This is a genomic window from Paenibacillus sp. tmac-D7 (genome assembly GCF_006519665.1).
In the GTDB taxonomy this organism is placed as follows: domain Bacteria; phylum Bacillota; class Bacilli; order Paenibacillales; family NBRC-103111; genus Paenibacillus_G; species Paenibacillus_G validus.
On the sequence record NZ_VIDW01000062.1, the window covers coordinates 1 to 24,840 of the forward strand.

Sequence of the window (24,840 nt, forward strand, 5' to 3'; positions counted from 1 at the left end):
CCGGCGTCCTGTACGGTCGTCTGCAGCCCCGGCTCCAACACGACAACGCTCATGATCGTCCCTCCTCCCGCGTTAACCAGCCTGCGGCCGGATCGCGCGCAAGCTCGTCGTACTGCGCGCGATCGACCGGAACGAAACGCACGCGGTCCCCCGCTTGCAGCAAGCTCGGCCGCTCCCGCTCCGCGTCGAACAACGCATACGGCGTCCGGCCGATCAGCTGCCAGCCGCCCGGCGCCTCCATCGGGTAGATGCCCGCTTGAACACCGCCGATCGCGACGGAGCCGGCCGGCACCTTCTGGCGCGGCACGGCTTTACGCGGATGCGCCAGCTTCGCGGGCAGCCCCCCGAGATAAGGAAAGCCGGGCAAGAAGCCGATCAACTGCACCTCGTAATCCGCGGAACAGAACAGCCGGATGACCTCGCCGGGAGACATACCGGCCCGATCCGCCACCTCCCGCAGATCGGCTCCCAGATCGTCTGCGAAACAGACCGGAATCTCCACCGCGGCAGGGGAGACGTGCGTCGCCGGAATCGCCTCTTCCTCGGGCGCCACCGCTTCCGCCGTTGCCCCACCCGCCGCCGCGAGTCCGGCTTGCCGCGCACCGCACCCTACCGCATCCGCCCCGGCCCCAGCCGGATGCTCCCGGGAGCCAAGCAGCCTCTCAATCCACGCGCACACTTGCTCATAAGGCGTACGCTCCCGCCGTTCGCTCGTGTCGCAGACTGGCTCCGCCGTTCCAGGGGGGAAGCCGTCCCGGTACACCGACCACACATCATAGAACAAAGTAACCGTCGCATACGTTTGTACCCATTCCGTAATAGCGGGAGGGCGCTCCTTCTCCAGCAGGCGGACGAATGCCGCCAGCCGTGCCCGCGAAGCATCGAACCCGGTCGATGTCGGGGAGGGGCCGGGATTTACCCGGATGACGACTGCTGCTTCGCCCAGTGGATATAACTCGAATTCCGCCGCATGCTCTTCCTGCCCGACTGCCCTCATCGCTTAATCCGCTCCCCTGTCCCGGATACGCCACACGCGCACGCCGCAAACAGCGGGCCGCGATACGTATTCGTTCATATTCCTTCGATACCCCATGACAGCGCCACAGCTTGATCCATCCGTTTGAAATACCGCTTAGGCCTTATCCCGCTTCGGCTTGCCGTCCCATACGATCTCCCAGTTGTGATTCAGCGTCGCTTCGATCGTGCCGCGTTCCATAATATAACCGGCGAGCAGTTCAGCCATGTCGGTCGGGATGTCCTTCACGACGGGCTTGCCTTGAAACATCATATAATTGCCGCCGCCCGCCGCACGGTAATTGTTCATCACAACGTCGTAGTCGGCCTCCGGATCAAGCGGCCGGCCTTCAAAGCGAAGCTCCTCTACCCGCGAGCCGACAGGACGCGAAATATTGAGCTTATATTCGATGCCTTCCCACATGTCGTAGTTGTAGTGCTGCGGCTTCGGATCGCTGAACGCAGGGCTGACACGAATGTCGCCTTCCCCGTTGTAAGTGGCAAAATAACCGGCCGATTGCTCCAACGCAGCCTTAATGTCTCGTCCCTTCACGCGGATAACCTGCAGCGTGTTCGGATAGATATAGTTGGAGACGATATCGCGCATCGTGATATGCTCCGGGAATCCCGGTGAAATGTTATCGAACAGCGCCGTATTGGAAATTTTCGCGCCGGACAGCTCCATCTGCACCTTGTTGATGAACTCGATCAACGGATGCTCCTCCAGCCGCACCCGCATCGGATCGTGCACCCGCATATCCCCGATCAGCCGCCCGATCGGTTGATCGAGCCATGTTTGCGCCTTACGCTCGTGCGGCTCCGTAATCGCCAGCACCGCCGCATCCGGTTCTACGCCTTCGGGCGACAGCAGCTCGGACAAGGCGTCCGTCACGCGCCAGCTTCCGTCCGGCTGCCGGGTTACCGTCAGCGTCACCTTGCCGAGCCAGGCGCCGGCGCTGCCCGGCTGTACGACCGGCACGCCGCATACGCGCGTCCGCGAGATGGACCGGTGCTGATGACCGGTCAGCAGCACATCGATGCCTTCGACATCGCGGCACAGCGCGTAGCCTTCATTTTCACCCGTTTGCGGTTCGCTCGGTTCGCCTGATTCCAGATGACGCTCGAACCCGCCGTGGTACGACACGATCACCACATCGGCCCCTTCCTCCTTGCGCAAATACCGCACCCAGCGCTGTGCCGACTCCACCGCTTTATGGAATCGCAAGCCGGCGATATGCTCCGCTTTTTCCCAATTCGGGATGTAAGGCGTGGTCAATCCAAGTACGGCGACCTTCAGCTCATGCTCGAACGAACGAATGATGTAGGGCTTCCCCAAAAAAGGCTGCTCGTCCGAAGCATTCACAATATTGGCGCTTAACCAAGGGAACGAAGACTCGCCGACGGCTTTGCGAAGCAGCCCCATGCCGTAATTGAACTCGTGATTGCCCACGACTGCCGCGTCATACCCGAGTTCATTCAGGCATTGAATCATCGGATTCGGTTCGTTCGCGTTCAATTTGGCATGATGATACGCCAGCGGCGTACCTTGAATCAGATCGCCGTTATCCACGAGCAGCAGCGGGCGGCCGCGCTCGCGTTCTTGCCGAATCAACGTTGCGATTTTGGCGAGCCCCGTTTCAATGGGCTTATGATTGGCATATTGGATGGGCATAATGTTTCCGTGAATGTCGCTCGTTTCCAGCACGGTGATCGTCAACTTCTGGGTCACAGCGGGGGTTCAACTCCATTTGTCATGAATTTGAATTCACTATAACAAATTCAGGGATAAAGAGCCATATGCAGCTTCATGTGAGGAAAATTAACACAAATGCGACATATTAACAAATTTTTAACTGTCCAGCTCCCCAAATTGTGGTATAGTGTATTTGTTAAAAGACAATTAACAGGAGGTCAATTTGCTATGCTAAAAAAAATGTCTGCCCTTAGCTTGTCCCTCATTCTGACAGCCGGACTTGCCGTCGGTTGCGCTACGAAAACGGACAACAACCAAGGCGGTCAGGCCCCGGCGCCTGCGGACAAAAAACAAGAAGCCCCTGCGGCTAAAGGCTTCGAACCGAAAGAGCTCCGCGTTCAATTCGTGCCTTCCCAAAGCGCCGAAACGCTAGAAGCGAAAGCGAAACCGCTGGAAAAGCTGCTCGGCGACAAGCTCGGCATTCCGGTCAAGGTTTCCGTTTCGACGAACTACAACACGGTTATCGAAGCGATGGCGTCCAAGCAAGTCGATATCGGCTTCCTTCCTCCGAACGCCTACGTGCTTGCGCATGACGAGAAGAAAGCGGCCGACCTGCTGCTGCAAGCGCAGCGTTTCGGCATCGACGATAATACCGGCGCCGAAACGAAAGATCTCGTAGACTTCTACAAAGCGATGATCATCGTCAAAGCGGACTCCCCGATTAAAGAGTTGAAAGACTTGAAAGGCAAATCGATCGCATGGCAGGGCGTAACATCCTCCGCCGGCTTCGTATGGCCAGCTAACGAAATGAAAAAAGCGGGCGTGGATCCGGAGAAAGACGTCAAAGGCATTGAAGTCAAAGGCCATGACAAAGGCGTACTAGCCGTATTGAACGGTCAAACCGACGCTGCCGCAATTTTCCAAGACGCACGGAACACCGTGAAGAAAGATATACCGGACGTCTTCGAAAAAACCCGCGTCGTCGCTTTCACCGCTCCGATTCCGAACGATACGATCACCGTGCGCAACGACATGGATCAAGCTTGGAGAGACAAGATTGCCCAAGCGTTCATCGATATCGGCAAAGATCCGGAAGGCGCCAAAATCATTTTCGATGTATACTCGCACCGCGGCTATGTCAAATCCGACGACAAGAAATTCGATGTCGTACGCGAATATTCCAAGAGCATCGGTCAGAAGTAATCGGACACGTTCCTAACAGAAACACCTTCGGCTTTCGCTTATTGCAGCGAAGCCGAAGGTGTTTTTTCTGTTTACATGCCGGAGCTCTCCTTGAGCTTGGCCTCATGCCTGGTCCAACGAAATACATAATAAAACAGCAGCGCCATCGGATGCTGAAGCAGCATAGCAATCAACACCGGCAGAGCAACGATAGGCTTGAAGAAAGCGGCGGCCAGCACGACGCCGACGGTATAATTCCGCACGCCGCCGGAATATGATATCGCCACCCTTTCGCTTCGGTCATCTGTAAACACAGAGGCGATGAGAAAGTTCGCCAGATATCCGAATATCAGGGTGACAAACAGGGTCACGACCAAAAGAACCGCGTTAGAACCGATGGCGTCAATCTGTTCCGAGATCGAAGCGGCATTCAACAAGACGATGATATAAAGACAGGCTTTGCCAACGAGCGAAGAAGCGGGCTTGAGCCACGGCTTCTCCGCTTTTTTCATCACATATTCGCCAAAAAGCATACCAAGGACAGTAGGAATGAGCACGAGCTTCAGCAGATTCATCGTAAGGCTTTCCACATTCAGGCTGACATGAGACCCCAGCACGACGGACAAAGTCAAAGGAACGATAAAAGGACTGAGCAGGGTATCCAGCGATACTAACGATAAAGTGGTTTCTACGCTTGCTTTATTATAGGCGACCCAAAATATGGAGGTCACGCCAAGGGGAAGCAGCGTTGACAACGTAACGCCGGTAACCAAATCCGGATGGAAAGGGAAGACCAGGCCGCTGATCTGAAAAACGGTCCATGGGATAACCAGATGCACGCCTGCCATGAACAAAACGAGGAAACCCGGTTTTTTGAATAAAAGAACAAATTTGCGATAATCGGCTTGCATCGATGAAATAAAGGTCAGGATCATAAAAAGAAACGACGTCCATCCCGTCCAGGCCGAAAGCCCTTGACCGGATGTCAAGCCGAGCAGCATGATCAGAGGCATGATCACATAAATCCACTTCTCCATGAATGCATTCGTCTTCCGCAGCTGTTCCATGTGCTAGGCCTCCTTGCCAAACCGCTCTAAGCGCATCTTGAGCAGAAAGCTTGTTTCCTGCTCTCCTCTTTTATAAATTCAGCACAATGAGCCGCTCTTCCGTCATTTCTTCTATCGCATAGGCCGGCCCTTCTTTGCCGGTTCCGCTGCGTTTCACTCCGCCATAAGGCATGTGGTCTACACGGTAAGCGGAAGCGTCGTTAACGATGAGTCCGCCCACTTCAATTTCTCTGGCCGCCTTCATGGCAAAGCGCAGGTCATTGGTGAACAGCCCGGCTTGAAGACCGTAGTCCGAGTCATTCACTTTGGCAATGACTTCCTCCTCCTCCCGGTACGTATCGATAGAGACGACCGGACCGAAAACTTCCTGGGAGCAAACCTTCATGCCCGGCTGAACATGAGTCAAGATCGTCGGATAGTAGAACGCCCCTTCCCGCTTGGCTCCAAGCACCGGAACCGCTCCTTGCTCCACCGCTTCCCGTACCCAGCTTTCCACTCTTTCCGCTTCCCTTACACTGATCATCGGCCCGATGTCCGTCGTTTCCTCCAGCGGATTGCCCACGATGAGCTTGCTCGTTCTCGCCTTCACCCGCTCGATGAACGCCTCCTTGACTTCTTCATGGACATAAACGCGCTGGACGGAAATACATACTTGACCGGAGTTATTAAAGCTTTTGAGCGCCACCAACTCGGCCGCCTGGTCCAAATCGCAGTCTTTATGCACGATCGTCGCCGAGTTATTTCCGAGCTCCAGCGCGACTTTGCGCAAGCCCGCTTGTTGACGGATGATTTCCCCGACGCGTACGCTGCCCGTAAAGGAAAACATGCTCACCCTCTGATCCTCAAGGAGCCAAGAGCCGATCTCTGCGCCGTCGCCGGTCACGACCTGCAATCGCCCCTTGGGCAGCCCGGCTTCGCCGAACAGCTCGGCCAACAACAGCGAAACAACGGGAGTAACCTCCGACGGCTTCAATACGACGCTGTTGCCGGCCGCAATAGCCGGACCAATTTTATGGCATACCAGATTGAGAGGAACGTTGAACGGAGTAATGGCAGCGATGACCCCAACCGGGACGCGGATCGTGAACGCCATCCGGTTCTCCGAGCCGGCCGCCGACTCCACCGGAATGCCCTCCCCGTGAATGCGCTTCGCTTCTTCCGCCGATATAATGATCGTCTGAATGGCCCGATCCACTTCGCCCCGCGATTCGCGGATCGGCTTGCCTACCTCTGCGGCCAATGTTGTTGCAAACAGCTCTTTCTTTGCTTGAAGCAGCTCCGCCACTTTCATGAGAACCCGATAACGCTCGAATGGCGCGAACGGCTGTCGGCAAGCCGCGCTTGCACCTTCTACGGCCCTCGAGACATGGCTCTTCTCGGCCCGTGCAATTTCGGCAAACGGCTGTAACGTATATTTGTCGGTCACCTGCATGATTCTTTCCGTTTGTTCCCATTGTCCGTTGACATATAAACCGAATGCTCGATTGGAATCCACGAATACATCACCTCGTATTTATAGTAATGTTACGACCTTTAATCGTAACTAATTGTGGTAATCACGCGCTTTGCCGGAGCTGCCGAACAAGCGGATTTTTTCCTGAACTTTGGCCTGCATGACCTCTCTGCCGCGGCCAAGCGATACGGCCAGATGATACTCCTCCCGGTCTTTCAGCAGCACGTCAAGCATACCTTGCGTAAACGATTGTCTCAATTCCGTATCGACGTTTATTTTAGAGATGCCCAGGGAGATGGCCTTTGTAATTTGTTCGTCCGGCACATCCGAACCTCCGTGAAGCACGATCGGACGCTTCACAGCCTCTGCAATTTCCTGGAGACGCGCGAACGCGAGCTTTGGGGGATTCTTATAGATGCCGTGCGCCGTACCGATGGAAACCGCCAAATAATCAACATCGGTTTCCTGTACAAAACGCACCGCATCCTCCACCGAGGTAATCATTGCATCCTCTTCATCGACCGTAATGTCGTCTTCTGTTCCGCCTATTTTTCCGATTTCCCCTTCCGATCCGATGCCAAGAGCTCTTGCAGCCTCCACAACCTTGCGGGTAATCGAAGCGTTATCCTCAAAGGGAAGCGACGACCCGTCGAACATGACGGATTGAAAGCCAAGTTGGATGGCTTTCATCGTTTGATTGTACTGCCGGCTATGATCCAAATGGATGCACACCGGGATGTTCGTATTTTGGGCAAACGTATCGATCATGACCTTCATCGGCTCGAGCCCCATATAGTGGATCACTCTTTGACCGACCTGAATCATGACCGGCGCCTGCTCCGCTTCCGCGGCCCACAAAATCGCCTGGATGCTTTCCGCGTTATGAGCGCTGAAAGCGCCGACGGCGTACCCGTTGTCCCAAGCGTTCTTCAACATCGTTGTACCGGAAATAAAAGGCATGATGCATCTCTCCTTAGCGCGTAAGTTCAATATCGTAACTATATTGGTCGCTTCTGAATTTCGTTCTTGTATATTCCATCGGAGCATCGTCGATCCCGAAGCTTAACCGGGTCATCTCCAGTAAAGCCTCACCGGCGCGAATCCCGAGAAGATCGGCTTCATGCAGGGTTGCGTTGATCGCTGATATTTTTTCTTTGGCATGCTTGAGAAATGTTCCGTGATTTTCTAATATTTCATAGTATTTAGCTGAATTCAGATCGTATTTCATAAGAATTTGTCCGATTTTCTCAGGCCAGCAGCTGCGTTCTAAAGCAATGGGCACATCATTGGCAAGCCGAATTCGTTCAATAATTAAGACACTTTCATTCTCCGGCACCTGCAGCACCGATTTCTCAAAATTTAACATCGACACAAACTCCGCCCGGATGAGCTGCGAATGCGGGACAAGTCCCCGCTCCATGACTTCTTCCGCAAAACCGCGCAGGCGCCCCAGATTCCCTACGAGCTTCAGCGGCAGCACGATCGTGCCTTTCCCTTGGCGCTTCTCCAGCAGCCCCTCCTGAACAAGCATATTGATCGCTTGCCGGATGGTCGTGCGGCTTACCTTGAACGTCTCCATCAGTTCCTGTTCCGTAGGAATCAGGCTGTTGGGACGCCACACCTGGTTGTGAATAAGCTTGAGCAGGGCATCCTTGACTTGTTGATATAACGCAATGTTCTTATTGGGATCTACGGAATTCGGGTTGATGCTGTATGAGGTCATCGAAGGCTCTCCTTCTCCACATCGGAGGATATCTCATGATGCGGTCTCCAATTAATTGTTCAAGCCACGAGTAAAATTCGGCTGGCCTTGAAATGTATTCCTGGGGCAATAACCGTTCCCCGTCGTTAGCCACATGTTCAAGGGCGACGCTCTTTAATTTATAATTATATCCAATTACCTGGTTTCTTTGTATACTTACCATGACATTGGACATTCCTTTTTTTACGTAAAGAGCCGCTTCATTCCCAACCTCGTAAGCCTCGGTTCGATCTTGATCGGAGATAGCCCACACGGCGCAGCGCTGATTCATCCCTAAATTTTCCGAACGGACGGTCATTCCCATATTCATCCGGATCAATCGTTCCATCTCCGTAGAAATGCCCCCGAGAACCGCTCTGCCCTTCACGACTTCTCTTTGCACTTGCGAATCCCCGTCGAAGGTAACGCCTTCGCTAACGACAATCGTCGCCATGCCGTTCTCCTTCACGATGTCTTGGACCTGCGCCAGAAACCGCTCCTTCGACAGGGGAACTTCCGGCACGCAGATCATGTGCGGCCCTTCGAATTCGGACTGCTTAAGCAATCCGGAGGCAAGAGCGAGCCAACCGGCATTGCGGCCCATCGTTTCGATAATTCTCACCTGCTCGAAATTGCGCATAGCTTCCAGGTCTTTGCTTATGTCCCTGACGGATAATGAAACATAACGGGCTGCGCTTGCATAACCCGGCGCATGGTCGGTGCCGGATAAGTCATTGTCCACCGTTTTGGGAATCCCTATCGTTTGCAGCTCGTAATTCATGGAAGCGGCGGCTTCGCTCATTTTTTGCAATGCGGCCATCGTACCGTTGCCGCCGATAAAGACAAGCGTATGAATATCTCTTTCCTTCAGATTGAGCACGGCTTTCGTTATGGAATCGGGAGTGAACGGATACCTTCCCGACCCCAAGCAGGCGCCTGGTACGTTTTTATGACTTCTGAGCCAATCCAGGCCAGAGCCTTCGATGAGCTCCAGATCGTTCTCAACCAAGCCTTGATACCCGTTCATAATACCGTAAATTTGAGTCTGATCGGGCAGACCGTCTACAAAGCCTACCAGACTCGCGTTGATGACAGAGGTTGGCCCTCCGGCTTGCCCGACAGCGATTTTAAGCATAAAAACCACCTCCTGAATCAAACATAAGCGATCGTCTCTATCCCCAGTTGTCGCCCAAGTTCGATTAAGGCATCAACCACATCCTCGTACACAAGCGCAAAATGAGGCTCGAACCCTTCGTTCATAAGTCCGGTCAGCGTCCGGCTGACATCATGAGGAAGCTGCACCTCGACGGAAGTCCCGTTAAACGGCTGCGGCACATCCAGCGCATTCCCCCGCATGACGAGGAGCCTATAGCCGCTTGGCGTATGGCTTACTCTGAAGATCGTAACGCCGCCGGGCTTCAGCCCGAATTCCATCGTAAAGCCAAGCTTGCGGTTAGGGTGCACGCCCGCTTGCGCACCCGTTGACGGATGGGCAAGCGAATACGCCCCGGCTCCGCAATGCCAAAAGACTACGGAGTTCCGTTCCTCATTCACATGCACGAGATCCCCCAAGTAAGGCGCGCTTCCGCCGCTTAGCTCCTGGAGCACATACATCGAGATGGAGCCGTGGATGTCGGACTCACAGGAGGAGACGATGCCGCCTTCCGTAAACTGGGATAACGTAGAGCAAGCCGCAGCTCCAAGCTCATTGAAGAAATCCGGCCAGCAGCGAACCGCTAAGGCCTGGATCCGGTTTTCTTGAATGTAATCTTCGAGGTACGAATAAAATTGGGCAAATTTTTTGACCGTTTCATCGGACCGGTTTAATCCTACGACCTGCTTTTCAGCCCTTTCGACAGCACGAATCCATCGCGATTCATCAATTTTCGCGCATTCGCTGAAGGCTTGCTGCAGATCGAGCTTGTGCAATCGGACGCCCAGCGCCGTTTGCAGTTCCGCTTCGTCCGAATCGGAGAAGAAAAAGCCCGGCGGATGCTCCCCGACGATACCGATCGACAGCTGCTTTAATTTATGGATCACCTGGTTCACCTGGAGCTGCATGTGAAGCTTCTCCTGCAACCGGGGCTCCGAAGGATTGCCGAATACGAAGGCGAAAGGATGCGCTAGATTTTTTAATACGTTGCAGGTGCTGTTGCCTCCGGTTAAAGAATTCAAGCGAAGGCGTCCGCCCACGCTCGGTTCCCGTACAGACCAAACGATCACGGGCGCTTTGAAATATTCGAGCACTTTGACGGCGAATTCCCCGTCTGCGAACGTGACGCTTTGATACACGACGGAATCGATAGATTGACCCTGGACGCTCTGCAAGAATTGCTCCAGCTCTTCAATCGAAGTCAGGATATGCTCAGGCTCGTGCAGCGTCCGGCACTGCTTCTTTAGAAACTCGGAGGTTTCGGCCCAAACGACCTCCGCTGCAGCCAAGTCAAATGTTTTGCGGCCAATGGGCAAGTAAAGCACGGATGTTTCCAACATGGAAGTGTCACACCTTCGGTCATGGAATTGTTTGATGCGGCAAAGACTTTATGTTCTCTACAGCTGCCCCACTTCACGGAACAACTCTTTATACGATGAATGCTCCCTGTAAAATACGGGCGGCTTGCCGAGCGGAGCCTCTACCTGGATGAAGCCCCCTGTATACTTCGCCCCGCTCCATAAGTGCACCCATTCATCTTCAGGTAAATAGACCGTCCAGGACGTCTCGTGCTCTTGATGCACCGGCGCAACCAGAAGATCGGGACCGTATAAGTACTGGTACTGAATATCGTAGCTGCGCTCATCTTCCTCATAATGCATAAACAGCGGTCTTTGTACGGGAATTCCCAATTCCGCATTGATTTTGACCATAGCCTTCGTATAAGGCGACAGCAAAGTGTAAATCTCCGTCATTCTGGCCAAATGCTCCAGCGTTTCATCGTCGCTGTCGAACTGCCAGCAATCATACGGGCGATTTCCCTCATGCGTTCGCATTACCGGGGTAAAGGCGCCCATTTCCGCCCACCGCATGAACAGCTCCTTGCTGCGCTTGTTTCCGTGCAAGCTCGTGTAGCCGCCAATGTCGCTGTGATGCAGTCCGTTGCCCACCATACCCGAAGACAGGGCTGCGGGAATAACGGAAGCGAGTCCATCGTCAAGCGACCAATCCACGCTTTGATCCCCCGCCCACAGCAAAGTGCAATATTGCTGCACGCCGGTATAACCGGCCCGCATAAAGTAAACGATCTCGCCCAGCTTACCCGCTTCTTTTACCGCTTCATAGTTGATCTTCGCCCACAGCACAGGCCATGCGTTATGCATCAATTTGGCGGATTCGCCGCTGTATAAAGTAAGATCGATGGGCAAATATTCGCCGAAATCGGCCATCCAGCCATCCAAGCCAAAATCGATCAGGTTTTCCTTAATCACCTGTTTGTACCATTCGCAAGCCTCGGGATTCGTAAAGTCCACGACTCCGCAATAAAACTCGCCGAAATCGACCAAATAAATATCGCGCTGTTCGGTTAGCGCTAAATATCCTTTTGCTTTTGCCGTTTGAAACAGATCCCCTTCGACGGCGACATAAGGATTGATATACCCTAGAAACCGGATGCCCTGCTTTTTCCACTGTCCGATCTTTTCGTCCAGCTGTGGGTACTCCTCCGGATTCCAGCGCCAGTTCCACATTAATCGTTTGCCGAAGGAAGTGATCCGTTTGCCCTGCCAATCCTGACACCACACGCCCCCTACCTTGACACCCTTGGATAAGGCGCGCTCCAGCTTGGCCTCGACCACGCCCGTACCGCCCTGAATGCCGAGAATAATCCCGTTATACGTCCACTCCGGAAGCTCAGGCTGATGTCCGAATCTGTCGGCAATAAGACTTGCCAGCTCGACGAAGGTTGCAGCCGATTCCACGATGATCCAGCGAGGCACGCCCCAGATTTGAAGCTCGTGGTAATTCGGCTTTGTGAAATTAAAGTCCGCGTAAGCCGTCGTTTCGACGTGACAGTAATATTTCTTGCTGGACACGTAAGTCGGCTGCGGATAATTCGTCGTATAATAGTCCCCGCCCGCCTTATCGAGCACATCGGCCTGCCAAGTCGTATAGGTTTTCTTATTTCTCCCTACGCCCGGTTCGGAAGTCCACAGCGGGAAGCTTTTGCCCCTTAAATTGAAGTGCGACATTTGCTCTCCGCAGCCGTATACTTTCTCCTCCGCATCCGATGCAACCCGGAACCAAACACGGTTGATCGACGACTGCTCAGAAGTGAAAGCCAGCCGGATGCCATGCGCCTCCTGCTCTAAAGAAAGCGTCAGGTACGGCTGTCCGCCCTTCGCGTTAAAGAACGTTACAAACTCGGCCTCCCCTTGCTTCTTCCATTCCGCGTGCCGCAGCGCCAAACGTTCGATCACATAATCCTGGATGTCGAAGTTGCCTCTGTACATCTCCATCGTTTCTTCGCCGTAGCCGACATACAGCAAAGGCTGGTCTGTCGTATGGCTAATGAGCGCCGAGCCGTTTAACTTGATGTCGAATCCATCCTCATGCCGGTAAATGATAAGGCCCTCTTCATTAGTTGCTTCGCTAATCAACCGATTCACGCTCCCCGAATAGGCTAGTAATTAATCGCCAGATTGTCGCCGATAATGCCGGGATGTGCGCCTCTTTCCAGCAAAGGCGTACGCTCCGGATGGGCCAGCAGCCATTTGTTCCGCATAAACAGAAGCCGATCCTCAGCCGTCACCTGTTCCGGCCGCCGATCCAGCGGTTCGTTGGTGCCTTTCGGAAGAATCACGACGCACTTGAAGCCCTCATCGGAAACTTTACAGGGCGCAAAATGCAGCGTTGTCGCATACAGCTCTACGGCCGTTCCGCGAGGAATGACAAACCCTTGTACATGTTCAGTCGAGTACGAATTGTCCCGGATATCCTGCACCTTTCCCAGAAGGAGCACAAGATCCGTCACTGCGACATTGATTTCACTGCCTTTGTGGTACTCCAAGCCGTTAAGGCTGGAATTCCGACCGTTACAGTAGCCGATCTGTATGTCCATCCCTCCATACATCGAGGCCCGGAGCGTTTCCTTGACTGCCGTTTGCTCCAGTTCCTCTACCGAAGCCACATACGTATTGCCCTCTTGCGGAATCGGGGTATTCTCCATAAGCGTCAGGATTTCCTGAAAATCATAGCCGGTTAACACGCTGCCATATGGCCGAAATTGTTCCTCATTCACGGTATACAACCGAACATGCGGATTGAACGCTTGCAGCTCTCTAAGTTTCTCTCTCATGTTTCTCTCCTTATCTCTTTCTAGCCTTTAACCGATCCGGCCGTTACCCCTTCGACAAAGAAGCGCTGCAGGAATACGTATGCGATAACCATAGGGGCCGAAGCGATCACGACACCGGCGAAAATCATCGGATAATTGGTCAAATATTCACCCTGAAATTGCAGCAGGGCCAAGGGTAACGTTTTCTTAGCATTGGAATTAATAAAGAGCAGCGGATACAATAAATCGTTCCAAATCATGACGCTCAAAAAAATGGCGGAGGCGGATAAGGACGGCAGCGTGATAGGCAGCACAATCCGGGTGTACATCTTCCACTCGTTCGCTCCATCTATCGATCCCGATTCGATCATTTCCTTCGGCAGTGTCTTCATGAAGCCGGATAAAATAAATACGGCAACCGGCATGAATACCGACGTGGAAACGGCGATCAATCCCGTGATGGAATTCGTTAACCCGAGTTTGGAAACAAGGGAGTAAATCGGAATCATATTCACCTGGGGAGGAACCATCATCCCTGCCGCGAACAATCCGTACAGGACTAACCCGACCCAGCCGGTAAATCGGTATATCGCATAGGACAATAAACTGGAAAACAACAGGATAAGGAAGATCGTGACCAACGTTACGACCACACTGTTCATAAAATATTGCCCGATCGCTTGCTCCCTGAACATGCTGATATAATTGTCCAGATTCAGTCCCGAGGGCAACCCGAGCGGTTTTTGAAACAGCTCCGCCGTCGTTTTAAAAGAGGCGAGAACGACAATAGATACCGGGACAATGATCAGGAGCGCGCCAAGCAGAAGAACGATTCTTTTGAGCAGGCCGCCTGCCACTGTTTCTTGATTGATCTGATTCACGGGCGGTTCATCCTTTCGTACAAGCTTCTCAAGCCGCGCGATTTCCCTTCAGCAATTTAAACTGGACAAACGTAATGAGCGCGATAATCGCCATGAAGGCCATCGATTGAGTAGCCGCATAGCCGAATTCGGAGTTCTGGAAGGCCGTATGGTAAATGTAGGTGGATAAAATCTCCGTCGAGAAGGCCGGGCCTCCGCCGGTCAAGGCAAAGATCAAATCAAAGGCTTTGAACGACTGGATGGTCGTATAGGCGACCACGATGGTAGCAGCCGGGGCGACCATGGGCCAAGTAATGTTCTTGAACGCTTGCCAGCGGTTTGCTCCGTCCAGGTAAACGGCCTCGTAAAGCTCTCCGGGAATGGCTTGTAATCCCGCTACGAAGATGACAAGCATCTGTCCCGTATGCGCCCAAATCTGTACGAAAGCGATCGATAGCATCGCGATGCTCGGATTGCCAAGCCAGTTTTGCGCCAAGGCTTCAAGCCCGATATTCCCGAGCATAATGTTTAAAGCCCCAACGTTCGGATTCAATACGAATCCCCAAATGAAAGCTACGGAGATCGAGGAAATAATCGTTGGAAAAAAGTAAAGCGCGCGCAGAAAAACGTTCGTTTTCGAATTTTTCAGAAGCAAAATCGCCAAAACCAGAGAGAACACGGTTTGAAACAAGACTACGCAGAGCATAAACTTCAAATTGTTGACCATGGCTTTTTTGAAGATCATGTCGCCAAAGAGCATTTTCTCATAGTTGGCGAGCCCCACCCAATTCCATTCCGGCGATATGCCTTCCCAGTCCGTAAACGAAAGGATTAGCCCGTTAATCGTCGGATACACAAAGAACAGCAAATAAAGCAAAAGGCCCGGCAATACAAACAAATAAAGCGATTTACTCTGCTTCATCAGCTACCTCCGTCTTGCTATGGGAGGAGGGACCGCCTCCTCCCATGCCGCTAAGCTTACTTCTTTACATTTTGATCGATAATAGCTTGGGCTTCTTTGGCGGCTTGTTCCGGACTTTTCCCGCCAACCACCGCTTGGATCGAAGCGACAACCGCTTTTTCATTCTGGGAATTGCTGATTAAATACCGCGGATGAAAACGTGTTTTCTTGTCCATCCAAGTGGCCGATTCCTTCAATTCCGGCGTATTGTATTGGACGCCTTTCACCGTAACCATCTGACCGGTTTGATTGGCATACTTCTCAGCGTTTTCTTTCTGGCTGAGGAATTCGATAAACTTCTTGGCTTCTTCCTTGTACTTCGACTTCGCGTTGACCCCGAGCATAAAGGTCGTCGTATGAATCCCTTCGAATACCGCCTTGTCCGCGGATACGGTAATCGGCGCCAGCAAGCCTTGAACCAGGTTAGGGTTAAGCTGCTTGTTGCTGGACATCATGTACGATCCGGTTGCGAGCATCGCCGCTTTCTCCTGAGCGAAAAGCGATCCTGCAATATCTTTATTCGTCCCGAGCGAATCCTTCTGGAAATATCCTTTATCCGCAAGCTCTTTGAATTGGGACAACGTTTTGACGAACCATTCGTCCGTCAGCTTGGCCTGACCCGACTCGACTTTGGACCAGATGTCTTCGTCCGTGTTATTGTTCATCATCATCGAGTTGACGAACTGCCCTGGACCGATGTCTTGACCCGGGAAGGCGATCGGAACATACCCGTTGCTCTTTAACGTTTCGCAAACCTGTAAAAACTCATCCCAGCTTTTAGGAATTTGCAGCTTTAATTTTTCAAAAATCGCCTTGTTGTAAATCGGCTGGTTGTAAACTAACTGGTAAGGGAAAGCGAACTGTTTTCCGTCCTTTTTCCCCGCTTGGATCAAATTGTCATTGTAATTGCTTACAAAACTCTCTTTACTCAAGTCCTCATATAAATTCGATTTCGAGATCGTTTCAAATTGAGCGCCCGGAAACGAAGCGAACACGTCCCCGGAAGAACCGTCGAGCAGCTTAGCCTGCGCGTTCGCCAGATACGACTCGGACGGGAAGATGTTCATTTCCACCGAAATATTCGGATTCGCTTTATTAAAATCCGCGATCAGCTCTTCAAACACTTTTTTATCTTCTCCGCGCCAATGGATAAAGCTGATTTTTACTTTCGACTCGCTTTTCTTCGCCTCGCCGGTGTTTGTATTTTGCGCTTCGCTGCCCGCTTTGTTCGTTTGAGCACAGCCTGTGATTGCGACCGTACCGACAAGTAAAACAGATGCCCATTTCATCATTTGTTTCATCTGCTTGCCCCTTTGCTTATTTTTTGTTAATTAGCCACCCTAAAAACCAATTGTTTCTAACATCATGATGTTTTCACTTCCTGCCGGCCTTTTGTAAAGCGTTTACATCACTATGTTTGATTACATTGTAACTACCTTTAATTGTTTTGGCAAGATATTTCTTCACGACCCCTTCCAATCTGCCTGCCCAACGCCAATAAAGCCCGATCCTTGACGACTGTCAAGAAGGGGCTTTATCGGTGTTTTCAATTTTAGACCAAACGCTTGCGGATGGACGACGAGATGATGTCGATAATCGTCACCATCACAATAATGCCGAGAAGAATGATGCCAACGCGATTCCATGCGCGGGCTTCCAAGGCAAAGATCAGCGGCGCGCCGATCCCGCCGGCACCGATCAAGCCCAGAATGGACGCGGATCGTATATTAATCTCGAACCGGTACAGCGCAAACGAGAAGAAGTGCGGCAGCACCTGCGGCATAATCGCAAACCAGAGCACCTGCAGCCGGTTGGCCCCGCAAGCGGTCAACGCTTCCGTAGGCCCCATGTCCAGGTTTTCAATAGCTTCCGAATACAGCTTGCCCAGCATGCCGATCGAGTGCAAACCTAACGCCAGCACGCCGGCATAAGCGCCCGGCCCGACGGCCTTAATGAAAATGATGGCCATAATAATTTCGGGGAACGTGCGGATCAAGCTTAGCATGAATTTGCCGCTTCCGGTTACGGCGCGGTACCGGCTCATATTCGTGGCCGCCCAGAAAGCGAACGGCACGCACAATATGGCGGAGATGAACGTCCCGATGATCGAGATGCCCAGAGTATCGAGCAAGCCTCGAAGCAAATCTTCTCCTTCGGGATCGTAGACGAACCCCCAGTCCGGGTTGAACAGGCCGCTCATGATGGTAGCGAAGTCGCGGCCGGCATTTTCGGTTAATCCCCCGAACTCGATCCCGGTGAACGACCAGACGTAAATGGCCAGCACGATGATCGCAACGAGCCAATAACGGATACGGAAAGGTTTACGAACCGATTTCGTACTCATAGCAGCCTCTCCCTTACCTTGGTGCTGATGTAATCGATAATAAGAACGATCGCCAGCGTCAGAATGATGATCAGCGCCGAGCGGTCATACCGGAATTGCTGCAGCGTGCGATCCAGGAACAACCCGATCCCGCCGGCTCCGACCAGTCCGAGCACGGCTGCCGCCCGAACGTTAACTTCGAAGGTGTATAAGAAATACGCCGCATACTGCGCCGCCACCTGCGGCACGACACCGAAGTGAATCCACTGCATTTTGTTCGCGCCGACGGCCGTCATCGCTTCAAGCGGTCCCGGATCGATCGCTTCGATCGACTCATACGTGAGCTTGGCGATCAGGCCGAACGAGAAGAAAATAAGCGCCAGCACGCCGGGCACCGCGCCGATTCCGAAGATGGCGACGAACAAGCCGGCAAACAGCAGCTCCGGAATGGTCCGGATCAGGTTCATAATGAATCGGGCCGGCTGGTAAATCCACGGCGTCCGGGCGACGTTGCCGGCCGCGAGCAGCGCGATCGGAATCGCCAGCAGTCCGCCGATCGTCGTACCGATGACGGCCATTTGCACCGTTTCCATCATCGGATCCCAGACGACGTCGATATAGCTCCAATCCGGCGGGAACATTTCGACGATCAGCTTGCCCATCTCCGGCGCCCCTTGGATTAGCTTGGGCAGGCTCGAATCGGTGTTCTCCGCGCTCCACCAGAGCAGCACGATCAGCAGCAGCGTCGTCATATACGACTTCATACGCGATGGTTTCTGTAAAATCTTCTTGCGCTCGGAGTCGGTCATTACGCCTCTCCCCCCAGCAACTCGTCCTTCTTAATGGCACGGCCGTATATTTCCGAAAACTTCTCGTCCGTCGCTTCCGCTACCGGACCGTCGAACACCACTTCTCCAGCCCGAAGCCCGATGATCCGCGTCGCATACTCGCGCGCCAGATCGATAAAGTGAAGATTAACGACCGTTGTAATGCCGAGCTCCTGATTGATTCGTTTCAGGTCGTCCATGACCTGGCGCGTTGTCAACGGATCAAGCGAGGCGACGGGCTCGTCGGCGAGAATGATTTTCGCTTCTTGCGCCAATGCCCGGGCAATCGATACGCGCTGCTGCTGTCCGCCGGACAGCTCGTCGGCACGCGAGTAGGCTTTATCCAGGATATTTACACGTGAAAGGGCGTTCAGGGCAAGCTCGACATCCTGCTTCGGGAACAAGCCGAGCAAGGTCCGCAACGTCGAATGATAGCCGACCCGCCCGGATAATACGTTGCGCAGCACCGAGGAGCGCTTCACGAGATTGAAGCTTTGGAAGATCATTCCGATATCGCGGCGCAGCCGCCGAAGCTGAGTTCCGGATGCCGCCGTAATCGAATGGCCGTCGATGACGATTTGACCGTCGGTAATTTCATGCAGGCGATTGATCGAGCGCAGCAAAGTTGACTTCCCGGCTCCAGACAGCCCTACGATGACGATGAATTCTCCCTTTTTCATGTTCAAATTAATATTTTTGAGACCTACGGTTCCATTGGGATACACTTTGGAAACATTTTTGAATTCTATCATAAGTAACCATAAATCCCCTTTTAGTTAGATTGGCCAACAAAAAAACATTCGACACGATCTGTGGTTTTCCTCTTTCCTTTCACAGGTTTACCTAACCTTATTTTACCTGTTGGCCCGCCCGTTTCCGTGAAGGCGGTTTCAGTTCCGTTCACCGTCAAACCACCGTTCAATAGGTCGGAAGAACCAGCGTCCGGGCAGCTGCAAGAAACGTCCTTCTCTGAACGTACCCCGCATGTAGAGCCCCTGACCGGAGACCTTTTCGAAGGACATACATTTATGTTTCAGCGGAAGCTTTCTTGCGATACAGAGCGACTTGCAGCACTTACAAAAAAACGTGACGTTATCCTCCGCTTGAGCGGAAGACCGTCACGTTTATTTGCGCTAACTGCCGGCAACGTCCCGTTTCGTAAACAATAGCCAGGATATGCCGTAAAACAGCAGCCAGTACAAGACCAGCACCGTAACCGAGAAACCTAACGTCATGCCGGGCAAGAGCGGCTTGCCGCCTACAATGTAAGGGGTCAGATCCGTGTTGGCGAAGACGAAGTATTTGACCCATTCGTACTTTAGTGACACAAGCGCCGCTACGATACCGTCTTTCGTCCACAACAGAAAGATGGACAACCCGATAGCCAGCGAGCTGCTGCGGAAAACCGCCGAGATCATGAAGGCGAGCGTTACCGCCATGACAATATTCACCGCGTGGAGCAGGTACGTTCGCACAATGTTTCCCATCGTCACCCCTTCGCCCACCTGTCCGCCTACGCCGAACAGCAGCAGCCCGGTGAAATAGGCGCTTATGAAATGAACGACGAGCAGCGTCAGCACGAACAGCAGCACGGCGATGTACTTGGACGCCAGAATCTTGCTTCGCGACGCCGGGCGGATAAGCAGCAGCTTGATCGTTCCCCACGTAAATTCAGAGGCGACCATATCGCCTGCCACAATGACGCTGAAAATCGTGACCAGCATGGTCAGGAAAGTCGCGAAGGCCATAAACTGCAGCACGTGCGCCAGGTTCGCATCCAGCATGAACTTCATCAGAACCCCTGTCATGATGACGCATAAGATGAGAATCGCCAGCATGATCCAAGTCCGCACCCGGCTGTAAATTTTCATCTGCTCGTTCTGAACGAGCGCGAATAGGCTAGACAATCCGATTCCCCCTTGTTACCTCAAGGAACTGCTCCTCGAGCGTCTTGGTGATCGTACGGATCCCGTAGACGGCGATACCCGCCGCCACGATACGCGCATTCAGCGCGGCTATCGCCTCCCGCCGGTTCGGCAGCCGGACAGCCAGCTCCGAGCCTTCCGTCCGCGCTTCCAGCTCGTCCTGGAGCAGCTTCAGCGCATCCCCCGGGCGGTCTAATTCAAACCGTACCTCGTGCGTATCGGTATCGTCCGATGCGTTCTTGAAAGAGCGTACATCGAGCAGCCGGCCGTTCTGGATAATGGCGACACGGTCGCACATCAGCTCCATCTCCGACAGCAGATGGCTCGAGACGATGATCGCAAGCCCTTCGTCGCGGGCCAGCGTCCGCAAATAATCGCGAAGCTCCCGGATGCCTTCCGGGTCGAGTCCGTTCGTCGGTTCATCGAGCACGAGAACCGAGGGCCGGTGCAATATCGCCTGAGCGACGCCGAGCCGCTGACGCATCCCCAGCGAATACGTCTTCACTTTATCGTGAATCCGGTTGTCCAAGCGGACGAGCCGCACGACTTCATCGATGCGCTCTTTATCCACACTCGGCATCATCCGGGCAAAATGAATCAAGTTCTGATACCCGGTCATAAAGCCGTAAAACTCCGGGTTCTCCACGATCGCGCCGACATGCCGCATCGCCTGCTCGAACTGCCCGCGCACGCTATGGCCTTGAATCCGGATTTCTCCTCCGGATATCGAGATCAATCCGACCATCATGCGGATGGTCGTCGTTTTGCCAGCCCCGTTCGGGCCTAGAAATCCGAATACTTCGCCCGGGCGGACTTCGAACGTCAACCCGTCGACGATTGTTTTGGCGCCGATTTTTTTCGTCACCTGGTGGAGCTTCACTACCGGCGTATTCATGATGGAGCCTCCATTTAAGCCAAAAAGGTATCGTATCTTTTCCAACAGGAAAAGTATACCATACCTGTCCGTCCCGGCCCAAATAAACGCCGGATTACGATTCGTAGTATTTCGCGAGGGTGACCATCATGCTCCCCATCCGCTCCTCTTCGGGTGCGACCACCCGTTCGATTCCTTCCTCGCGAAGCGCTTCGGCCGTAACCTTGCCTACCGCAACGGCGACGACGCCTTCCGCGAACGCCTGAAGCAGCTGTCCGGCCACACCCTGCTCTCTGGCGTACTGCAGGAGGAAGCGTACCTGCGGCGTACTGGTGAACGTTACCGCGTCCACTTCGCCGTTCACGATCTCGCGCAGCAATCGGTCCACCACCTCAAGCTCGGGAGCGACGTGAAGATACGGCAATATTTCGTGATGCGTCGCGCCGCGTTCTTCCAACCACCGGACAAGCCGCGGCGCATGATCCCCGTACAACTGCAGCGCGACATGTTTCCCTCGCAGATCGATCGGCTCCAGCGCCCGCAAAAGTCCGGAGGTCGTGCCGTCGTCATCGCGCACTTGAGGTATCACGCCTAACTTCTTCAGCACATTCACCGTCTTGTAGCCGCGGGCGGCAATCGGCGTGCTGCGCAGCAGCTCAGCGAAAGCGTCCGCCTTGCCGATCGCTTCGGCGGCTTGCACGAGCAGCTCCGTGCCGCCCCCCGTCGTCAACATAATCCAGTCGGCGCCCCGCTCGATCAGCTTCGCCACTTCGCCCTGCACCTGCTCTCCCTCGACCGCAACCGTGCCTTGCGCCGGTCGAACGAGCGGGATACCGCCCATTTTCTCTACGATGATGCTCAGCTCCGCTGCTTTGCGCGGCCCTGTAATCGCGATGCGTTTGCCGGTTAATTTTGCCATATGGTTTCCTCCGATTGTCGAGTCAAGGTATGTACCATGTATAGAACTCTCTCATTTCGGCAACTCTAGTAGCAGAATCGGTACATATTGCTAGAGGAGGAATGAGAGAGATGCATGGTATGACTCGTATGTTTGTTGTTTTATTCGCATGTTTGAGCCTGGTGACGACATTATCGTCCCCTGCAGCTGCCGATCCGGCCGACGCGGCCGGCTATGAAACTATCTTTATTAACGATTTCTACATCGCTTCGGAAGACCCGGCGAACCAGGATGCTTCCGATACGATGCATACGGCGGCGGAGCCGGTCGTCATTCCGGCCACCGTTCCTTATATCGTTCGCTCCGGCGACACGCTGTATCAGATCGCCCGTTCGTTCGGCGTCAGCCTGACTGCCATCCTGGCCGCCAACTCGATCCCGAATGCGAGCCGGCTATCCATCGGCACCCAGCTCGAAATTCCCGTTCAGGAGCCTGCACTGCAGTTTGCCGACGGCCAAACGAACGTCGTCGAACAAGTGCTGTCTTCCACCTTAACCGCCTACACCGCCGGCTACGAATCGACGGGCAAGACGCCTGCCCACCCGCAATACGGGATCACCTACAGCGGCAGCAAGGCGCAGGAAGGCCGCACGATCGCCGTCGACCCGAAGATTATCCCGATCGGCACGAAGGTGTTCATTGACGGTATAGGACTTCGTACGGCCGAGGATACCGGATCCGCGATTCGCGGCGCACGCATCGACGTCTACATGACCGATCTGAAAGAAGCCCGTGATTTCGGCGTCAAGAAGAACGTTAAAGTGTATGTGCTCGGCGCAAGCCAGCGCGACGCTGCTTACTAGCCGTATACAGCACCCCATTCTCTCTGCTCTGCCGGGGGCTGTATATGAATGCCCAGCTCCGCCAGCCAGCGGAGCTTGCCATTGGCCACGGTTCATACCCATAGCGTTCTGATTGGCGAACAAAATTTCCGCCACCGCTTTGCAGAGCTCGACGTCCGATGAATGGGAAGCCGCCGATACAGCATTCTCCCCATAACCCCAAGTTTGCCCTTTTTCGTTTCATCATCCATCATAATATGAAAATAGCTGCGAACCAACATGTTTTTTGCAAAAAAGGGCAAGCTAAGCGATGTCCGGCAATGAACGGTTCTCTCTAGCCGGGAACGAACGGACGAACATCTCACCGGCCTAACTGCGCGGCCGAGTCCGGGAGGCATGCTCTGCGTATGCGGTACCTTATTATTGGTCTACTCTTCTGCTTCACCGTTCCGCTCGTCTTAACTGCCGGCTGCGGAAAAGAGAATGCCCCTGATCAGCAATCGCGGCAGCAAAGCGATAAACCGATTGATACGGAACTGCAGCAGCAGATGAAAATGTATCAGGAAATCAAAAAGCAAGAATACGAGCAGAACAATCAGAGACGAACCGCCGAAAAGAAACGATTGAAGGAGCTGCAGAAAACACAGGAGGAAGCGCTCAGGCACGAGCTCGAATTTCAAGAGAAGGTGCGGCAAAGCGGAAATCCTTTGTCTTCTGATAATAACGACACGAATAACCAACAGGGATCCGACCAAGAGCTTGAGTAAGAATCCCCGCAACAGGCGGGACAATAACCGCTCATAAAGCGAATCCCGGGTGCAGCCGGATGCCTTATGAAATTCAGCTTCCCTTGAGAGCGGTACGTTTTGACATGCAGAAAAAACAAAAAAATTGCGGAGAAAATTCCCGCAATTTTTTGTTTACCGTTGTTAGTATCGGGACGACACGATTTGAACATGCGACCCCCTGGTCCCAAACCAGGTGCTCTACCAAGCTGAGCTACATCCCGTTGTTTAATGCCGGTAGAGGGACTTGAACCCCCACGGTTTCCCTCACGATTTTGAGTCGCGCGCGTCTGCCAATTCCGCCATACCGGCTCGTACAATTGTTGCAATGGTGTGCGCCCTGAGAGATGCACTTTGTAACTCGATGAAGATGAATGGCGTGCCCTGAGAGATTCGAACTCCCGACCTTTTGATTCGTAGTCAAACGCTCTATCCGGCTGAGCTAAGGGCACATCTTGTCAAGTCAACGAAGGATATCATATCATGTATAACACCATGTTGTCAACTACTTTTTTCATGCAGCAAGGAGAGCTCTTGATCCCACATACATGGATCTATACCATGAGTGCCGATCTTGCCTTACGGCAGAAAAAAAACTTCAACCTCAAAGGCTGAAGCTCCTTTTCTGATACACGATGCGCTCGAGAGGACTCGAACCTCCACGGCTGTTACCCCACTAGAACCTGAATCTAGCGCGTCTGCCAATTCCGCCACGAACGCATGTTTGGATATGGTGCGGTTGAGAGGACTCGAACCTCCACGAGCGTACGCCCACTACCCCCTCAAGATAGCGTGTCTGCCATTCCACCACAACCGCATATTGAATTAAACGTGAGCCATGTAGGACTCGAACCTACGACACCCTGATTAAAAGTCAGGTGCTCTACCAACTGAGCTAATGGCTCATACTGGATAACTGGTGGAGGCTGATGGATTCGAACCACCGAACTCGTCAGAGAACAGATTTACAGTCTGCTGCGTTTGGCCACTTCGCTAAGCCTCCGTGTTAATTCCATGGTGGCTCGGGACGGAATCGAACCGCCGACACGAGGATTTTCAGTCCTCTGCTCTACCGACTGAGCTACCGAGCCCAATTGGGCAAAATAAAAATTCCCCGAGGGGAAATCC

At 53.4% G+C, this 24,840-nt stretch carries 22 protein-coding genes and 8 tRNA genes; 3 read left to right on the forward strand and 27 right to left on the reverse strand.

From position 1 onward, the window contains the following. Positions 1–49: 49 nt before the first annotated feature. Positions 50–997: a 5-oxoprolinase subunit PxpB gene (gene pxpB / locus FKP33_RS24495; RefSeq protein WP_141336601.1), complete on the reverse strand. Its 948-nt coding sequence runs from the start codon at positions 995–997 to the stop codon at positions 50–52. Between the two features lie 135 nt (positions 998–1,132). Further along, positions 1,133–2,743, reverse strand: coding sequence for a bifunctional metallophosphatase/5'-nucleotidase (locus FKP33_RS24500; RefSeq protein WP_141336602.1), 1,611 nt, complete (start codon positions 2,741–2,743; stop codon positions 1,133–1,135). 192 nt (positions 2,744–2,935) lie between these two features. Here FKP33_RS24500 and FKP33_RS24505 point away from each other — a divergent pair, with 192 nt between their 5' ends. Continuing rightward, on the forward strand, positions 2,936–3,910 hold the full coding sequence (locus FKP33_RS24505) for a phosphate/phosphite/phosphonate ABC transporter substrate-binding protein (RefSeq protein WP_127609974.1): 975 nt from the start codon (positions 2,936–2,938) through the stop codon (positions 3,908–3,910). Positions 3,911–3,981: 71 nt separating this feature from the next. Here the strand turns inward: FKP33_RS24505 and FKP33_RS24510 are convergent, their stop codons facing one another. From FKP33_RS24510 to FKP33_RS24590, 17 genes are all read right to left on the reverse strand, one after another. Continuing rightward, positions 3,982–4,956, reverse strand: a complete 975-nt coding sequence (locus FKP33_RS24510) for a bile acid:sodium symporter family protein (RefSeq protein WP_127609976.1) — start codon at positions 4,954–4,956, stop codon at positions 3,982–3,984. A 70-nt stretch (positions 4,957–5,026) separates the two neighbouring features. Continuing rightward, a complete protein-coding gene (locus tag FKP33_RS24515; protein ID WP_127609998.1) occupies positions 5,027–6,388 on the reverse strand; it encodes an aldehyde dehydrogenase family protein in 1,362 nt (453 codons plus the stop codon). A 111-nt stretch (positions 6,389–6,499) separates the two neighbouring features. Then, positions 6,500–7,369 carry a class II fructose-bisphosphate aldolase gene (locus FKP33_RS24520; protein ID WP_127609978.1) on the reverse strand — a complete coding sequence of 290 codons (870 nt, stop codon included), beginning with the start codon at positions 7,367–7,369 and terminating at the stop codon, positions 6,500–6,502. 13 nt (positions 7,370–7,382) lie between these two features. Beyond that, positions 7,383–8,132, reverse strand: a complete 750-nt coding sequence (locus FKP33_RS28010) for a GntR family transcriptional regulator (protein ID WP_127609980.1) — start codon at positions 8,130–8,132, stop codon at positions 7,383–7,385. After that, positions 8,089–9,285 (reverse strand): diphosphate--fructose-6-phosphate 1-phosphotransferase, encoded by a 1,197-nt coding sequence (locus FKP33_RS24530; RefSeq protein ID WP_141336603.1) that lies wholly within the window; start codon positions 9,283–9,285, stop codon positions 8,089–8,091. The genes FKP33_RS28010 and FKP33_RS24530 overlap by 44 nt, the downstream gene beginning before the upstream one ends. A gap of 17 nt (positions 9,286–9,302) precedes the next feature. After that, a complete protein-coding gene (gene sftI, locus FKP33_RS24535) occupies positions 9,303–10,643 on the reverse strand; it encodes a sulfoquinovose isomerase (protein WP_141336604.1) in 1,341 nt (446 codons plus the stop codon). 57 nt (positions 10,644–10,700) lie between these two features. After that, entirely contained in the window at positions 10,701–12,737 is a 2,037-nt protein-coding gene (locus FKP33_RS24540) for an alpha-glucosidase (protein WP_141336608.1), read from the reverse strand. Positions 12,738–12,763: 26 nt separating this feature from the next. Next, a complete protein-coding gene (locus tag FKP33_RS24545) occupies positions 12,764–13,438 on the reverse strand; it encodes a DUF4867 family protein (RefSeq protein ID WP_141336605.1) in 675 nt (224 codons plus the stop codon). 20 nt (positions 13,439–13,458) lie between these two features. Next, positions 13,459–14,298, reverse strand: coding sequence for a carbohydrate ABC transporter permease (locus FKP33_RS24550; RefSeq protein WP_127609988.1), 840 nt, complete (start codon positions 14,296–14,298; stop codon positions 13,459–13,461). A gap of 28 nt (positions 14,299–14,326) precedes the next feature. Continuing rightward, entirely contained in the window at positions 14,327–15,199 is an 873-nt protein-coding gene (locus tag FKP33_RS24555) for a carbohydrate ABC transporter permease (protein ID WP_181410272.1), read from the reverse strand. A 56-nt stretch (positions 15,200–15,255) separates the two neighbouring features. Next, positions 15,256–16,539 (reverse strand): ABC transporter substrate-binding protein, encoded by a 1,284-nt coding sequence (locus tag FKP33_RS24560; protein ID WP_373423950.1) that lies wholly within the window; start codon positions 16,537–16,539, stop codon positions 15,256–15,258. Positions 16,540–16,790: 251 nt separating this feature from the next. Then, the gene (phnE, locus tag FKP33_RS24565) at positions 16,791–17,582 is read right to left on the reverse strand and encodes a phosphonate ABC transporter, permease protein PhnE (RefSeq protein ID WP_127609990.1); all 792 of its coding nucleotides are present in this window, start codon (positions 17,580–17,582) and stop codon (positions 16,791–16,793) included. Continuing rightward, positions 17,579–18,370 carry a phosphonate ABC transporter, permease protein PhnE gene (gene phnE, locus FKP33_RS24570; protein ID WP_141336606.1) on the reverse strand — a complete coding sequence of 264 codons (792 nt, stop codon included), beginning with the start codon at positions 18,368–18,370 and terminating at the stop codon, positions 17,579–17,581. The genes phnE (FKP33_RS24565) and phnE (FKP33_RS24570) overlap by 4 nt, the downstream gene beginning before the upstream one ends. Further along, a complete protein-coding gene (gene phnC, locus FKP33_RS24575; protein WP_141336607.1) occupies positions 18,370–19,140 on the reverse strand; it encodes a phosphonate ABC transporter ATP-binding protein in 771 nt (256 codons plus the stop codon). Before phnC ends, phnE (FKP33_RS24570) begins: the two co-directional genes overlap by 1 nt. Positions 19,141–19,521: 381 nt before the next feature. Then, the gene (locus FKP33_RS24580) at positions 19,522–20,295 is read right to left on the reverse strand and encodes an ABC transporter permease (RefSeq protein WP_054798042.1); all 774 of its coding nucleotides are present in this window, start codon (positions 20,293–20,295) and stop codon (positions 19,522–19,524) included. Next, positions 20,288–21,208 (reverse strand): ABC transporter ATP-binding protein, encoded by a 921-nt coding sequence (locus tag FKP33_RS24585; RefSeq protein WP_127609994.1) that lies wholly within the window; start codon positions 21,206–21,208, stop codon positions 20,288–20,290. Before FKP33_RS24585 ends, FKP33_RS24580 begins: the two co-directional genes overlap by 8 nt. Before the next feature lie 94 nt (positions 21,209–21,302). After that, a complete protein-coding gene (locus FKP33_RS24590) occupies positions 21,303–22,106 on the reverse strand; it encodes a uroporphyrinogen-III synthase (RefSeq protein WP_127609996.1) in 804 nt (267 codons plus the stop codon). Between the two features lie 110 nt (positions 22,107–22,216). Here FKP33_RS24590 and FKP33_RS24595 point away from each other — a divergent pair, with 110 nt between their 5' ends. Then, the gene (locus tag FKP33_RS24595) at positions 22,217–22,948 is read left to right on the forward strand and encodes a 3D domain-containing protein (RefSeq protein ID WP_258313550.1); all 732 of its coding nucleotides are present in this window, start codon (positions 22,217–22,219) and stop codon (positions 22,946–22,948) included. Positions 22,949–23,334: 386 nt separating this feature from the next. Next, positions 23,335–23,694, forward strand: coding sequence for a hypothetical protein (locus FKP33_RS24600; protein WP_054798040.1), 360 nt, complete (start codon positions 23,335–23,337; stop codon positions 23,692–23,694). Between the two features lie 168 nt (positions 23,695–23,862). Here FKP33_RS24600 and FKP33_RS24605 read toward each other — a convergent pair. From FKP33_RS24605 to FKP33_RS24640, 8 genes are all read right to left on the reverse strand, one after another. After that, positions 23,863–23,936, reverse strand: a tRNA-Pro gene (locus FKP33_RS24605). Between the two features lie 8 nt (positions 23,937–23,944). Beyond that, positions 23,945–24,024, reverse strand: a tRNA-Leu gene (locus FKP33_RS24610). A gap of 63 nt (positions 24,025–24,087) precedes the next feature. After that, positions 24,088–24,164 (reverse strand) — tRNA-Arg (locus FKP33_RS24615). 184 nt (positions 24,165–24,348) lie between these two features. Then, positions 24,349–24,432, reverse strand: a tRNA-Leu gene (locus tag FKP33_RS24620). An 11-nt stretch (positions 24,433–24,443) separates the two neighbouring features. After that, positions 24,444–24,529, reverse strand: a tRNA-Leu gene (locus FKP33_RS24625). A 15-nt stretch (positions 24,530–24,544) separates the two neighbouring features. Next, positions 24,545–24,617, reverse strand: a tRNA-Lys gene (locus FKP33_RS24630). Positions 24,618–24,629: 12 nt separating this feature from the next. Next, positions 24,630–24,715 (reverse strand) — tRNA-Tyr (locus tag FKP33_RS24635). Between the two features lie 12 nt (positions 24,716–24,727). Beyond that, a tRNA-Phe gene (locus tag FKP33_RS24640) sits at positions 24,728–24,803 on the reverse strand. Between the last annotated feature and the right edge of the window lie 37 nt (positions 24,804–24,840).